The organism is Kineococcus gynurae, assembly GCF_042433995.1.
In the GTDB taxonomy this organism is placed as follows: Bacteria; Actinomycetota; Actinomycetes; order Actinomycetales; family Kineococcaceae; genus Kineococcus; species Kineococcus gynurae.
Map to the genome: position 1 here is coordinate 65,660 of NZ_JBHLUI010000008.1, position 13,969 is coordinate 79,628.

Annotated in this window: 12 protein-coding genes; 7 read left to right on the top strand and 5 right to left on the bottom strand. The window is 72.0% G+C overall.

All coding sequences use genetic code 11. The features are described 5' to 3' along the window. The first annotated feature begins 225 nt into the window (after positions 1-225). From ACFFKU_RS06665 to ACFFKU_RS06685, 5 genes are all read left to right on the top strand, one after another. Positions 226-1,527 (top strand): ABC transporter substrate-binding protein, encoded by a 1,302-nt coding sequence (locus tag ACFFKU_RS06665; protein ID WP_380136670.1) that lies wholly within the window; start codon positions 226-228, stop codon positions 1,525-1,527. A gap of 157 nt (positions 1,528-1,684) precedes the next feature. Then, entirely contained in the window at positions 1,685-2,668 is a 984-nt protein-coding gene (locus tag ACFFKU_RS06670) for a carbohydrate ABC transporter permease (RefSeq protein WP_380136671.1), read from the top strand. Next, complete coding sequence (locus ACFFKU_RS06675) at positions 2,665-3,585, top strand: carbohydrate ABC transporter permease (protein WP_380136672.1); 921 nt, start codon at positions 2,665-2,667, stop codon at positions 3,583-3,585. The genes ACFFKU_RS06670 and ACFFKU_RS06675 overlap by 4 nt, the downstream gene beginning before the upstream one ends. A 122-nt stretch (positions 3,586-3,707) precedes the next feature. Further along, entirely contained in the window at positions 3,708-6,839 is a 3,132-nt protein-coding gene (locus tag ACFFKU_RS06680; protein WP_380136673.1) for a DUF3427 domain-containing protein, read from the top strand. A 41-nt stretch (positions 6,840-6,880) separates the two neighbouring features. Then, a complete protein-coding gene (locus ACFFKU_RS06685) occupies positions 6,881-7,606 on the top strand; it encodes an NADPH-dependent F420 reductase (protein WP_380136674.1) in 726 nt (241 codons plus the stop codon). A gap of 18 nt (positions 7,607-7,624) precedes the next feature. Here ACFFKU_RS06685 and ACFFKU_RS06690 read toward each other — a convergent pair whose 3' ends face one another. Then, positions 7,625-8,032, bottom strand: coding sequence for a hypothetical protein (locus ACFFKU_RS06690; RefSeq protein WP_380136676.1), 408 nt, complete (start codon positions 8,030-8,032; stop codon positions 7,625-7,627). A gap of 119 nt (positions 8,033-8,151) precedes the next feature. Here ACFFKU_RS06690 and ACFFKU_RS06695 point away from each other — a divergent pair, with 119 nt between their 5' ends. Beyond that, entirely contained in the window at positions 8,152-9,213 is a 1,062-nt protein-coding gene (locus ACFFKU_RS06695; RefSeq protein WP_380136678.1) for an aldo/keto reductase, read from the top strand. A gap of 45 nt (positions 9,214-9,258) precedes the next feature. Here the strand turns inward: ACFFKU_RS06695 and ACFFKU_RS06700 are convergent, their stop codons facing one another. The 4 genes from ACFFKU_RS06700 to ACFFKU_RS06715 form a co-directional block, all read right to left on the bottom strand. Further along, positions 9,259-9,867 (bottom strand): copper resistance CopC family protein, encoded by a 609-nt coding sequence (locus tag ACFFKU_RS06700; protein ID WP_380136680.1) that lies wholly within the window; start codon positions 9,865-9,867, stop codon positions 9,259-9,261. Between the two features lie 65 nt (positions 9,868-9,932). Continuing rightward, positions 9,933-10,556 (bottom strand): hypothetical protein, encoded by a 624-nt coding sequence (locus ACFFKU_RS06705; protein WP_380136682.1) that lies wholly within the window; start codon positions 10,554-10,556, stop codon positions 9,933-9,935. 40 nt (positions 10,557-10,596) lie between these two features. After that, positions 10,597-11,487 (bottom strand): Rieske (2Fe-2S) protein, encoded by an 891-nt coding sequence (locus tag ACFFKU_RS06710; RefSeq protein ID WP_380136683.1) that lies wholly within the window; start codon positions 11,485-11,487, stop codon positions 10,597-10,599. A gap of 117 nt (positions 11,488-11,604) precedes the next feature. After that, complete coding sequence (locus ACFFKU_RS06715) at positions 11,605-12,357, bottom strand: TetR/AcrR family transcriptional regulator (RefSeq protein ID WP_380136685.1); 753 nt, start codon at positions 12,355-12,357, stop codon at positions 11,605-11,607. A 99-nt stretch (positions 12,358-12,456) separates the two neighbouring features. Here ACFFKU_RS06715 and ACFFKU_RS06720 point away from each other — a divergent pair, with 99 nt between their 5' ends. Then, positions 12,457-13,935 carry an MFS transporter gene (locus ACFFKU_RS06720; protein WP_380136686.1) on the top strand — a complete coding sequence of 493 codons (1,479 nt, stop codon included), beginning with the start codon at positions 12,457-12,459 and terminating at the stop codon, positions 13,933-13,935. Positions 13,936-13,969 lie beyond the last annotated feature (34 nt).

A 13,969-nucleotide genomic window follows, 5' to 3' on the forward strand; every position in this document is an offset into this window, starting at 1 on the left:
TGGTGTCAGGTCAGTGTGTGAAGCACCAGCATGGAGCTTTCGCAACACGGGCTCCGACGTGGCGCACGCCGCAACCATCTTGTGACCTTCGCGGTTGTTGACCTCTGAGACCTTTGCGGCAAAACTCTCCCCGGCGGGGGCGAAGCAGCCCTCAGGTGTCCGCGGGGCGGTCTAGGGCGACCGTCCGGCGGATGAATCAGACACAGAGGCCCAAGGAGCCCCCACATGCGGATCACCAAGAGTCTGGGTGCAGCGGTCGCCCTGGGCGTCGTCGCGACCATGACCACCGGCTGCCTGTCGCAGCCCGGCGGCGAGGGCGGCGGTGGCGGCGGTGCCGACGACGGCACCGTCACGATCATGTACGGCTTCACCGACTCCAGCTCCGACCAGTTCCAGGCGGAGATCAAGAAGTACGCCGACGCCGAGGGCATCACCGTCAAGTTCGAACCGACCCCGGACTTCAACACCGTCATCTCGACGCGCGTCCAGGGCAACAACGCTCCCGACATCGCGATCTTCCCGCAGCCGGGGCTGATGAAGAGCTTCCAGAACGACCTGACCCCGCTCACCGACATCGTCGACAAGGCGAACCTGGACGCCATGGTCCCCGGGATCGTCGAAGCCGGTCAGGTCGACGGGGAGCAGTACGCGCTCCCGATGTCGCTCAACATCAAGTCGATCGTCTTCTACCCCAAGGCCCCGTTCGAGCAGGCCGGGTACACCGCGCCGACCACGCTGGACGGCCTGGAGCAGCTCACCAACCAGATCAAGGGCACCGGCACCACCCCGTGGTGCTTCGGCATCGAGTCCGCGTCGGCCACCGGCTGGCCGGCCACCGACTGGATCGAGAACCTGCTGCTCATCCAGAGCGGGGCCGAGACCTACAAGAAGTGGGTCGACCACGAGATCCCGTTCAACGACCCGGCCGTCGTCCAGGCCGCCGACACCATGAGCACCCTGCTGCTGACCGACGGCAACGTCAACGGGGGCCGTCAGTCCATCGCCAGCAACAACTTCGCCACCGCGGCCAACCCGATGTTCAACACCCCGCCGGCCTGCTACATGTACCGGCAGGGCAACTTCGTCGCCCGCAGCGGTGGGTTCCCGGACGAGGTCCTGGCCAACCTGGACTCCACCGTGGGCGTCTTCCCGATGCCGGGTCTGACCGAGGCCGACAAGCCGGTCCTCGGCGGCGGTGACCTCGCCTCGGTGTTCAACGACTCCGAGGACGTCGACAAGATCATGAACTACATGGCCTCGGCCGACTTCGGTCAGGACTGGGCCAAGGACAACGGGTTCATCTCCCCGCGCACCGACTTCGACCAGTCGCTCTACCCGAACGACCTGACCCGCCAGATGGCCGGCTTCGCCTACGACTCCACCTCCTTCGTCTTCGATGGCTCCGACCAGATGCCGGGCGAGGTCGGCTCGGGGACCTTCTGGAAGGAGATGACCGCCTGGATCTCCGGTTCGGAGAGCGAGCAGCAGGCGCTGGACAACATCGAGGCCAGCTGGCCCGCCAGCTGACCCCGACCCGCTCGACGTGATCCCGGTGCCGGGCCCCGTGCGGGGCCCGGCACCGGTGGGTAGGGCTCCTGCCGAGTAGGCGCCCCCCAGGTTCGACCGCACGCCAGCCGCTCATCCCCGCAGCCAGGTTCTCTGGTCCACCGGACGTGGAGGTCCCGTGACCATCACCATTCTCAACGCCATCATCGCGGTCGTCGGCGGCGTCGCCGGGGCCGTGGTCCTCTTCTGGATCCTCAACAAGATCACCGAACTGCTGCCGACCAAGCCGCAGGAGTTCATCAAGCCCTACGTCTTCATCCTCCCGGCCTTCGCGGCCCTGGCGTTCTACCTCGTCTACCCGTTCTTCCAGACCGTGGTGAACTCCTTCGCCAACCGCGACACGACGGCCTGGGTCGGGTTCGCCAACTACGCGTCGCTGCTGACCTCGCCCGGGTTCCGGCAGACGCTGGTCAACACCCTGCTGTGGATCATCATCGTCCCGGCCTTCGCCATCGTCTTCGGCCTGATCATCGCCACGCTGGCCGACCGGTTGCGTCCCACCGGGGAGAAGATCTCCAAGACGATCATCTTCCTCCCGCTGGCCATCAGCGCGGTCGGGTCCTGGGCCATCTGGCAGCTGATCTACCGGGCGCAGCCGGCCACCCAGAACCAGACCGGTCTGCTCAACGCGATCTGGGTCGGCCTGGGCGGGGACCCGGTGCCGTGGATGCAGACGAGCGACTTCAAGCTCAACAGCTTCCTGCTCATGGTCATCCTCATCTGGACCCAGGCCGGGTTCGCCATGGTCCTGCTCTCGGCCGCCATCAAGGGCGTCCCCACCGACACCCTCGAGGCGGCCCGCATCGACGGGGCGGGGGAGGGGAAGATCTTCTTCCGCATCGTCATCCCGCAGATCCGGGCGACGATCATCACGGTCTTCATCACCGTGCTCATCGGGGTGCTGAAGACGTTCGACATCGTCTACGTGGCGACCAACGGCGGGTTCGGGACCAACATCATCGCCCTGAACTTCTACCAGGAGCTCTACAACAGCCGGAACGCCGGGACCGCGGCGGCGATCGTGGTCATGCTGATGATCGTCATCGTGCCGTTCCTGCTGTACCAGATCAAGCAGTTCCGGGCTGAGGAGGCCTCCCGATGAGCGCGCCGACCGTGGACCTCAAGACGACCGCGCTGCCCCGCAAGAAGAAGGGCGGCGGCGGGCACGGGGAGGACATCGGCAAGCCGGCGCCGATCTGGGTGCGAATCGTCATCGGGCTGCTCTGCCTCGGCTGGATCCTGCCGGTCTTCGGGCTGGCCGTGACCTCGCTGCGCGACCGGACCGACGCCGTCTCCAGCGGGTGGTGGAGCATCTTCACCAGCCCCTCGCAGCTGAGCCGGCTGACCATCGAGAACTACTCGCAGATGTTCGCGCAGACGAACATGGGCCAGGCCTTCGTCAACTCGCTGGCCATCACCATCCCGGCGACGGTCATCCCGATCCTCATCGCGGCGTTCGCGGCCTACGCGTTCACCTTCATGGAGTTCCCGCTCAAGAACGTCCTGCTGGTCTTCATCGTCGCTCTCCTCGTGGTGCCGAACCAGGTGGCCTTCGCGCCAATCCTCAACATCTACGGGCAGTTCGGGCTGAACGGGCAGTTCGCCGCGGTGTGGGGGGCCCACATCGGCTTCGGCATGGCGCTGGCCATCTACCTGATCCGCAACTACATGGCCACCCTGCCCAAGGAGGTCATCGAGTCGGCCAAGATCGACGGCGCCTCGCACTTCCAGGCGTTCTGGAAGCTCATCATCCCGATGTCGACCCCGGCCCTGGCCTCGTTCGCCATCTTCCAGTTCCTCTGGGTGTGGAACGACCTGCTGGTGGCCCTGATCTTCATCGGCCCCGGCCCGAACCAGCCGCTGACCATCGAGCTGATCTCGCTGCTCGGCCAGCAGGGCCAGGGCGACCAGCTCCTCACCGCCGGCGCGTTCTTCACGATGATTCTTCCGATCGTGGTGTTCCTCTCCCTGCAGCGGTACTTCGTCCGCGGTCTGACCGCGGGTTCCGTCAAGGGCTGAACCGCTCCACCCGGACGGGGCCGACCTCACCCGAGGTCGGTCCTGTTCGTCATGTCCCGGGTTCCCACCCGGTGCCGGCGCGTCGACGCCCGACGGCCGGCCGTCGTGCCAGGGTGGTCCGGGTGAGCGACGCTCTCCCGCCCGGGGCCTACGAGGAATTGCTGACCCGGCGCGTCGCATCCCTCCTCGACGGGTCCGAACTGCGGGCCGAGCTGGCCGAGGTCGGGAGCGCCGCCGCCCCCGACGTGCTCGCCCGCCACGTCGCCGCCGCCACCCGTCGGGTGCTCGGCGGCGTCGACCCCGCGCGTCGCGCCGAGGTCGTCAACCGGATGCTCGACGCTCTGGGGGCGGACACCCAGGACCTGGTCGACGGCGCCGTCACCGGGACGGTCCGGGAGGTGCGGGCGCTACGGCGCAACGGGCTCGGTCAGGACTGGCCCCACTCGCGTCCGGTGACACCCCTGTCCGAGGTGTCCCTGCTGACCAACGGCCACGGGGAACCGGGTCTCGGCTCCGAGCTGCGCGGGGAGCTGGCCAGCGCCGACAGCGTGGACCTGCTGTGCGCCTTCGTCCGGTGGTACGGCCTCAGTGTCATCGAGGCCCCGCTGACGGAGCTGGCCGAGCGGGGCGTCCCGTTCCGGGTCATCACCACGACCTACTGCGGAGCCACGGAACGACGTGCGCTGGACGAGCTGGTCCGCCGCTTCGGGGCGCGCGTGAAGGTTCGCTACGAGGCGCAGTCGACCAAGCTGCACGCGAAGGCCTGGTTGTTCCGGCGCGGCTCCGGTTTCGACACCGGGTACGTGGGCAGCTCCAACCTGTCCCGGTCGGCGCTGGTCGACGGGTTGGAGTGGAACGTGCGGATCTCCGCCGTGAGCACCCCGACGCTGGTCCGGAAGTTCGAGGCGACGTTCGACACCTACTGGAACGACCGGGCCTTCACCGACTACGACCCCGACCGTGATGGTGACCAGCTCGACCGGGCCCTGGTCGAGCAAGGTGGGGGGCCGCGCACGACCCTGGTCGTCCCCGTCTCCGGGCTGGACGTCGAGCCACGCCCGCACCAGGTGGAGATCCTCGAGGCGCTGGAGCGGGAACGGGTCGTCCACGACCGGCACCGCAACCTCGTCGTCGCCGCCACCGGGACGGGGAAGACGGTCGTCGCGGCGCTGGACTACCGCCGGCTGCGCGACGAGACCTCCGAGGCGGCGGGGGGACCGCCCACGTTGCTGTTCGTGGCCCATCGGCGCGAGATCCTCGAACAGGCCCTGCGCACCTACCGGGAGGTGCTGAAGGACGGGTCGTTCGGAGAGCTGCACGTGGGCGATCAGCGGGCCTCGCGGTGGCGGCACGTCTTCGCCAGCGTCCAGTCCTTCAGCGTGAGCCGCCTGGCAGAGCTGAGTCCCACCCGCTTCGACGTCGTGGTCGTGGACGAGTTCCACCACGCCGAGGCGGGCAGCTACCGACGGGTGCTGAACCATCTGCGGCCGAGGGAGTTGCTGGGCCTCACCGCGACCCCGGAACGGACCGACGGCGTCGACGTCCGTGAGTTCTTCGATGGCCGGACCGCGCACGAGCTCCGGTTGTGGACGGCGTTGGAGGCCGACCTGCTCTGCCCGTTCCACTACTTCGGGGTGAACGACGAGACCGACCTCACCCGGGTGGCCTTCGAGCGCGGCGCCTACGACGTCGCCGGGCTCTCGGCGGTCTACACCGGCAACGACGCCCGGACCCGCCTGATCCTGGAGCAACTGCGGCACCGGGTCCCCGACGTGACGCTCATGCGGGCGCTGGGCTTCTGCGTGTCGGTGGACCACGCCGAGTACATGGCCCGGATGTTCACCGAGGCCGGGATCCCGTCCCGGGCCGTGCACGGGAGCACGCCGGCGGCCGACCGTCGGCGGGCGTTCGACGACCTGCGCTCGGGCGAGGTGCGGTGCCTGTTCGCGGTCGACCTGCTGAACGAGGGGGTGGACGTCCCGGATGTCGACACCCTGCTCCTGCTGCGCCCCACCCAGTCCGCGACCGTCTTCCTGCAGCAGCTGGGCCGTGGGTTGCGGCGGGCGCCGGGCAAGGCGGTGCTGATCGTGCTCGACTTCATCGGGCAGCACCGCGCCGAGTACCGCTTCGACGTCCGCTACCGGGCCTTGACCGGAACCTCGCGGACGCAGCTCGAGCGCCAGGTGGAAGCGGGATTCCCCTACCTGCCGCCGGGGTCCCAGCTCGTGCTCGACCCGGTGAGCCGGGCCCGGGTGCTCGACAACATCCGTCGCTCGCTGCGGTTGGCCAAGCGGGAGCTCCTCACCGACGTCCGCAGCTACGTCGTCGACGGTGCCGCCCCCACCCTGCAGGACTACCTCGACGCCGCGGGTCGGGAGGTCGGGGACGTCTACCGCAAGAAGGGGACCTACGGAGGGTGGATCCCCCTGTTGCGGGAAGCCGGAGCCCCGACGCCGTCCGGCGGACCCGACGAGGACCAGCTGCTGAAGAAGGTCTCCGCCCTCGTCCACGTCGACGACGCCGACCGGGCGCGGGTGTACGCCCGGCTCGCCGGGCCGGACGCCCCGGCCTACGACGAGCTGGACGACCGTGACCGGCGCCTGGCCCGGATGCTGTTCTTCCTGCTCTGGCCGAACCGCGGGGGTTTCACGGCCTACGAGGACGGTTTCACCCACCTGCGCCGCCATCCGGCGGTCACCCGCGAGATCACCGAACTGATGGCCGGGGCGGCCGATCGAGCCCGACACATCCCTCGACCGCTGGGTGGGCGCCTCGACGCCTTCCCGCTGCTGAGTCATGCCACCTACCGGCGAGAAGAGATCCTCGCCGCCCTGGACTACGGCAACCTCGGTCGTGGGGTGGCGAACCACGTCGGAGGTGTGGCCTGGTGCCCTGGGGCCGCGACCGACGCCCTGCTGATCAACCTGGTCAAGGACGAGCGGGCGTTCAGCCCCACGACGATGTACCGCGACTACGCGATCTCGTCGACGTTGTTCCACTGGGAGAGTCAGAACGCCACGGCGCCCGAGACCTTGACCGGTGAGCGGTACCGGCAGCACGAGGCGCAAGGTTCCTCGGTGGTCCTGTTCACCCGGGGAGCGCCGACGGGAGAGTTCGGGACGGAGCCGTTCGCCTGCCTCGGGGCGGCGCGCTACGTCGAGCACCGGGGCGAGCGCCCCATGGCCATCACCTGGCAGCTGGAGCGCGCCATGCCCGCCGACGTCCTGCGGGCGGCGTCCGCCGCAGCCGCCTGATCCATCGTGCGCATCCCCGCGCGGGGTGTTCTCGTGGCGGAATGAGCACCGCGAACCAGACCGTCACGACCCTCGGCATCATCGGCGCCGGCAACATCGGGAGCACGGTGGCCCGGCTCGCCCTCGACGCCGGGATCGACGTCGTCATCGCGAACTCGCGCGGCCCGGAGACCCTCACCGAGCTGATCGACGAACTCGGTGACCGGGCCCGGGCGGCCACGGCGGAGGAGGCCGCGGAGGCGGGGGACGTCGTCGTCGTGACGGTTCCGTTCAGGGCCTACCGGGACCTGCCGGTGGAAACGTTGGTGGGCAAGGTGGTCCTGGACACGAACAACTACTACCCCGACCGCGACGGCAGCATCCCCGAGCTCGACGAGCACCGCACGACCACGAGCACCCTGGTGCAGGAGCACCTGGCCGGGGCCCGCGTCGTGAAGGCGTTCAACTCCATCTTCTTCGTGGCGCTGGCCGCGCTCGCCCGGCCGCAGGGGGATCCGGGACGCAGCGCCCTGCCGATCTTCGGCGACGATCAGGCCGCCCTGGCCACCGCGACCGACGTCCTCGACGCGCTCGGTTACGACGTCGTCGTGGGCGGGTCGCTGGCCGAGTCGTGGCGGGCGGAGAACGGTCGTCCCGTCTACGTCCTGCCGTACGCGCAGGACGGCGAGGTCACCGTGCCCGCCCCGGCCGACGGGGCGATCGTCCGGCGGTTGCTCGAGAGCGCCGTCCGCGACGACCCCGCGCAGCAACCGGGCATGCTGAGCTGACGGGGCACGGGCACCCGGTCAGGCCGCCCGTTCCTCGGCGGCGAGCTCGGCGACCAGGGCCACGCACAGATCGGGTCGCAGGGGTTCACCCATCGCCCACAGCAACCGGGCCGCGATCCCGGCCTCGACGGAACCGCGGGCCCCGGGGCGCAGGAGGGTCGCGAGGGTCCGGAGGTCCACGTGCGCCGTCGCGGCGAGCAGCTCGAGGGAGCGCGGCTCGGCGGTCCCGTCGGCGGCCGCGGCCAGCCACTCCGCGACGGTGGCCCGCAGCGCGGGAATCGTCACCGTGGCGCGGAGCTTCTCCGGGACCGGGCCGGACGGCAGCTCCACGTCGGCGGGGCGGGGCAGGTGGCGGACCGCGGCGGCCGGGACGGGTCGGGCCGCGCGGGACGGGCGGGTGCGCTGGCGGGTGCTCGTCGTCCTCATCCTCCCGAGGCGAGGGCTGCGCCCTGACGGCGCAGCGTTCACCCGTCCCAACATCGGAGGACCGTGATCTAGTCCGGCCCCCGCGGGAGACGGACGGGGCGGGCTGCCAGGCTGCCGCCATGGAGCAACGACAGCTCGGCCGGTCCGGCCTCAAGGTCTCGACGATCACGATGGGGACCGCCACGTTCGGCGGCGTCGGGAAGTTCACCCACTTCGGGACCACCCAGGTCGACGACGCCCGTCGGCAGCTGGACCAGGCCCGCGACGCCGGGGTCACCCTCGTCGACACCGCCGACGCCTACTCGGACGGCGTCAGCGAGGAGATCCTGGGCGAGGTCCTCGCCGGCCGGCGCGAGGACTGGCTCGTCGCGACCAAGGTGCGCTTCCCCACCGGTCCCGGCGCCAACGACGCGGGGCTCTCCCGTCACCACGTCGTCCGGGCCTGCGAGGCCAGCCTGCGCCGGTTGCGCACCGACCACGTCGACCTCTACCAGCTGCACGAGTGGGACGGTCTGACGCCGGTCGAGGAGACGCTAGCCGCGCTCGACGACCTCGTGCGGGCCGGGAAGGTCCGCTACGTCGGGGTGTCGAACTTCTCGGCCTGGCACCTCATGAAGACCCTGGGGACCGCCGAGCGACAGCACCTCGTCCGGCCCGTGGCCCAGCAGATCTACTACACGCTGGAGAGCCGGGACGCCGAGAACGAGCTGCTGCCGGTCGCGGCCGACCAGGGGCTCGGGGTCCTCGTCTGGAGCCCGCTGGCCGGCGGTCTGCTCTCGGGCAAGTACTCCCGCGGCGCGGACGGACGGGTGCAGGGGCCGAGCGGGTCGCGGCACCTGGGGGACTGGCACGAGCCTCCCCTGAACTTCCCCGACCGGCTGTTCGCGACGATCGACGTCCTGCGGGAGATCGCCGACGGCCGGGGCGTCTCGGGGGCCCAGGTCGCGCTGGCCTGGCTGCTGGCCCGGCCCACCGTCACCTCGGTGGTCGTCGGTGCTCGCACCGGGGAGCAGCTGGCCGACAACCTCGCCGCCGCCGACCTCCGCCTGGGCGCGGACGAGATCGCCGCGCTGGAACGGGTGAGCCGACCCGTCCTGGCGTACCCGTACTGGCACCAGGCGGCGACCGCCGCGGACCGTCTCGGCCCGGCCGACGAGGTCCTGCACGCCGACCACCGCTGACCCGACGGGGGTGGGGGCAGCGGCCGCCACCCCCGTCGGCCCGCGTCAGGACGAGCGGCGACGGACCACGGCCACGGCCCCGACCACGATCAGCAGCACGAGGACGACGATGCCGCCGACGAGCAGGCCGGACGGGCCGCTCCCGTCGGCCGCGTCGGACTCGTCGGCGGCGGGCGTGCTGTCGGGGGTGGCCCCCGGGGCGGCGCTCGTGGCGCTCGGGTCGGGGCTCGCGGTGGCCGGTGCCGAGGTGGTGGGCGTGCCGGCGACCGAGAAGCGCAGGGTCCCGTCGATCGGGTGGCCGTCGCTGGAGACGACGCGCCAGACCACGGTGTACTCGCCGCCCCCCTGCCCGGCCGGCCACGGCACCGAGACGGTCTTGCCGTCCACGGTCGCCGGGTCGGTGGGGACCGGGTCTCCGGCCGCCGTGCTCAGGCCGATCTCGCTCCCGACCTGGAGGACCTCGTTGTTGTAGGTGAGGGTGACGCGGTCGGGGGCCGTGGCCAGGCTCGCCCCGTCGGTCGGGTCGGAGGAGACGAGCCGGTCGTGGGCGGAGCTGGGGGTGGCGGTGGCGATGACGCCCCCGGTCACGAGGACGAGGCCGAGCGCGAAGGGGCGCAGCCGGGACAGGGTGGGGCGCAGCAGGGAACGGGACATGGGACTTCCTCGAAGGGTGCGGTGGGGTGCGGACGTCACCCGCGGCCGGCCTCCGCCTGGAGGTCTCAGACCGCGGGGCACCCCACCGGGGGCCCGCGTCGCCGGGCCCGGCGGCCGGGGTGGGCGTCGCGGGGTCGCGCGGGTTCGGCCGCGACCGGACGGCTCCGGGGGCGCCCGGGAACCGGCAGCGTCAGGACTCGGAAGGACGGGACGAGGGGGAGCAGCCACGCCCACGTCCGCCAGAGCACGTCCTCGCCGTGGGCCAGCAGCAGCGCGGTCGCGACGGTGGCGGCCGCGTGCGCCCCGGCCATGGCGAGGTCGGTGCCACCGGCGGGGACCGGCAGGAGCGGCAGGAGCGGCATGGTTCCGGCGGCCGGGTCGGGCAGCACCAGCACGTGGTGGTGCCCGGCTGCCGCCAACCGGACCGCGTCCGGGGCCAGGACGGTGAAGAGCGTGTGCAGCACGAGCTGCCCACCCGTCAACGCCGCCAGCAGGGAGCGTCGGCCCAGCCGTCGGCGGGTGAGGGTGAAGCTCGCGCAGGCGACGAGCACCAGCAGGGCGAGCCAGGCCACGGGACCGGGGAGGCGACCCCCGCCGGCGAGGTGCGCCCCGGAGGCGAGGGCGACCACCGCCCCGCCCGTCACGGTGCTGCGCAGGAGGCGCAGGGCACCGGAGGCGGGGGAGGTCACCGGGCCAGGCTAACCGCGCCCGGGCCGGGCCCCCTCGCGGTCAGGCCGGCAGCGGCGGACCCTCGACCCGGGCGAGGACCCGACCGTCGCGCACCTCGACCGCGACGGTCGGCTGCGGCACCGAGGCCGGTCCGTCGAGGACGGCGCCGTCGGCGAAGCGGAACGCGGTCTCGTGCCAGGGACAGACGACCGCCGGCCCGTCCGCCGTGCGACGGACCTCGCCCTGGCTGAGCGGACCCCCGAGGTGCGAGCAGGTGTCGACCAGGCCCTGGACCCGGTTCCCGCTGCGCAGCAGGCAGAGCGGGGCGTCACCGATCCAGCGCTGGGCGGGACTGCCCTCGGGCAGGTCCGCCAGCGCCCCCACGTCGCTGAACTCCTGCCCGTCACCGGCGAGGTGCAGCAGGTGCTCGGCGTGGTGCGGTCCGGCGGCCCAGCGGTAGGCGAGGTGCCCGCCGAGGGCCCCCGCCGCCCCCGCGGTCAGGGTCCCCGCCGTGCGCAGCCACCGGGCCCGTCGCCCGGCGACGAGCGACAGCCCCCACAGGGTGGCCGCCAGCGCGTTGCCCGTCGCGTGCACGATCGCCGTGCGCTGCTGGTCGGGGTGCAGGTGGACGTAGTCGGCCCAGCCGGCCAAGGCCGTCGGCGCCACCGCCGCCGCGCTGACCGCGGTCAGGCCGCGGGCGGGGGCGCCGAGAACGGCGCCACCGGGCAGCAGGACGGCGGCGGCGTCGAGGAGGAGGGCGGAGACCGACGTCCCGATCGGGAGCTGGGCCAGGGCGGGGTGGGCCGGATGACCGGCCGGTCGTCCGTGGAGGAGGGCCCGGACCCGGCCACCGGGGAGGACCCGGTCGGCCACGGCCTTGGCCCGTTCGGCCACCGGGTCCAGCCAGGTCCAGCCGGAGGGGGCGTCGAAGAGGGCGCTGACGGCGGTCATGGGTCCGGTCCTACCGCCGCGGTGCCAAGGTCGCATTCCGTTGTCGGACAACCGAAGATCCCGATCATGAGGCCGGCGGGCCGTCGACGGGCGAGCACTTCGGACCCGCCCGTCCGCTCAGCGGCCGGCCTGCAACCGCAGTCCGGTCAGGAGCAGGTCGAGGCCGGCGCGGAACTGCTCGGCGTCCTGGTGGACGGCGAACTCCTCGACGATGTGGTGCACGAACGGGAACGTCTCCGGGTCGAGGGCGCGCCACTCGTCGGCGAACTCGGCCACGTTCCCGTCGCGCTCGGCCTGCTCGGCTCCGCCCGCCTGCGGGTGCCGGCCCAGGTCCGCCGCCGTGCCGATGACGTACCCCATGACCGCGGAGACGGCGTGGAAGCACTGGCGCGGGGTGAGGTCCAGGCGCATCACCTGCCGGCCGAGACGCTCGTACAGCAGCAACGCGTTGGGCTGCAGCCCGGAGTCGCGCAGGAAGTAGGCCCCTAGCCAGGGCCGCGCGGCGACCGCGTCGAAGAAGGTGACCGCGATCGCCCGGACGTCGTCGACGGGGTCGGCGCCGCCCGTGGCCCCCTCGGTCGCGGCCAGGACGCCGGCGAGCACGTGGTCGGCGGCCCGGTCGACCAGTTCGTCCTTGCTGGAGACGTACCAGTAGATGCTGCCCACCCCACCGCCGAGCCGGGCGGCCAGGGCGCGGAACGTCAGCGCCGCCTCGCCCGCCTCGTCCAGCAGGACGACCGCCTCGGAGACGACCGCCTCCATGGAGTGCGAGGCGCGTCGGCGCGTCCCCGCCGTCCCCGTCGTCCCCGCCTTCGCGGGGCGGGCCCGAGGTCCGCCGCGGGTGGTCGGGGTGGTCCCTGCGTCCGCCATGGGCCCATCCCATCACACGCTGGACACTGGACCGAACGTCGTTCTATGCTGACCGAACAACGTTCGATGTGAACGATCGCCCCCGAGAGGAGAGACGCCATGAGCACCGCCACCCCGTCCGCCCCGGCCTCGAGCACGCCGGTCCGGAGCTACCCCTCCCTGCTCGCCGCGTGGATCCCGCTGCTCGCCCTGTGCCTCGCCTTCTTCGTGGAGATGGTCGACAACACGCTGCTGACGATCGCGCTGCCGACGATCGGCCGGGACCTGGGCGCCGGCACGACGGCCCTGCAGTGGGTCACCGGCGCCTACTCGCTGACCTTCGGCGGGCTGCTGCTGACCGCCGGTTCGATCGCCGACCGGTTCGGGCGTCGACGGGTGCTGCTCGTCGGTCTGGCCGTGTTCGGCCTGGTCAGCCTGCTGGCCGCGCTGGTCACCACCGCGGGCGAACTCATCGCGCTGCGCGCCGGGCTCGGGATCGCCGCCGCGGCCATGGCGCCGATCACCAACTCCCTGGTGTTCCGGCTCTTCGACGACGAGGCGCTGCGGATGCGGGCGATGACGGTCATGATCGTCGTCGGCATGAGCGGTTTCGTGCTCGGGCCGCTGCTCGGGGGGACCGCCCTGGCCCACGTGAGCTGGGAGTGGTTGCTGGTCGTCAACGGCCCCGTCGCGCTCGTCGCCTGGATCGGGGTCCGTCTCGGGGTCGCCGCCGACCGGCGCGAGGACCTCACCGACGACCGTCTCGACCTGCTCGGTGCGGTCCTGTCCACCGCGACCATCGGTCTGGCCTGCTTCACGCTGACCAGCGGGATCGAGCACGGCTGGTTCTCCCTGGCCACGATCGGCTCGGCCCTCGGGGCGGTCCTCGCCCTCGTCGCCTTCGTCCGCCACGAACGCCGGACCGCCCACCCCATGCTCGACCTGGACGTGTTCCGCGACGGCACGATCCGCGGGGCTGCGCTGGCCCAGGTCGGCACGTCGATCGCCATGGCGGCGGTGATGTTCAGCCTGATCCTGCACTTCCAGTTCGCCTACGGCTGGAGCCCCGTGCGGGCCGGCCTGGCCAACCTGCCGCTGATCCTCACGATGATCGCCGCCACGCCGATCTCCGAGAAGCTCGCCCGACGCTACGGCCACCGCGTCGCCTGCCTCATCGGAGCCGGACTGCTCACCGGGGCGCTCGTCGGGCTGGCCGTCGGCGTCGACCACGGTTACCCGGTCATCGCCGCGTGCCTGGTCGTGCTCACCGTCGGCCTCCGGACCGTCATGACGATCTGCGCCGTGGCCCTCGTCAGCGCCGCCCCCGAGAACCGGACCTCGCTGGCCGCCTCGCTGAACGACACCGCGCAGGAGGTGGGGTCCAGCGTCGGCACGGCCGTGGTCGGCACCCTGATCGCCGCGCTGGTGACGGCGACCCTGCCCGCCGGGACCTGGAGCACCGCCCTGGTCACGTCGTTCTTCCACGGTGAGCGGATCGCCTTCGCGGCCCTGGCCGTGGTCGTCGGGGTCGTCGCCACCGCGGGCGCCCTCACGCTGGGCAGCTCGCGCGGCACCGAGGAGCCCGCCCCCGTGGGATGAGCCGGGTCCGAGGCCGGCTGCGTTGCGGCGGAAC

Bases quoted from the DNA above. Each gene is read 5' to 3' on its own strand.
- ACFFKU_RS06665 (WP_380136670.1), top strand. From the start codon at position 226: ATGCGGATCACCAAGAGTCTGGGTGCAGCGGTCGCCCTGGGCGTCGTC.
- ACFFKU_RS06675 (WP_380136672.1), top strand. From the start codon at position 2,665: ATGAGCGCGCCGACCGTGGACCTCAAGACGACCGCGCTGCCCCGCAAG.
- ACFFKU_RS06685 (WP_380136674.1), top strand. From the start codon at position 6,881: ATGAGCACCGCGAACCAGACCGTCACGACCCTCGGCATCATCGGCGCC.
- ACFFKU_RS06690 (WP_380136676.1), bottom strand. From the start codon at position 8,032: ATGAGGACGACGAGCACCCGCCAGCGCACCCGCCCGTCCCGCGCGGCC.
- ACFFKU_RS06695 (WP_380136678.1), top strand. From the start codon at position 8,152: ATGGAGCAACGACAGCTCGGCCGGTCCGGCCTCAAGGTCTCGACGATC.
- ACFFKU_RS06700 (WP_380136680.1), bottom strand. From the start codon at position 9,867: ATGTCCCGTTCCCTGCTGCGCCCCACCCTGTCCCGGCTGCGCCCCTTC.
- ACFFKU_RS06710 (WP_380136683.1), bottom strand. From the start codon at position 11,487: ATGACCGCCGTCAGCGCCCTCTTCGACGCCCCCTCCGGCTGGACCTGG.
- ACFFKU_RS06715 (WP_380136685.1), bottom strand. From the start codon at position 12,357: ATGGCGGACGCAGGGACCACCCCGACCACCCGCGGCGGACCTCGGGCC.
- ACFFKU_RS06720 (WP_380136686.1), top strand. From the start codon at position 12,457: ATGAGCACCGCCACCCCGTCCGCCCCGGCCTCGAGCACGCCGGTCCGG.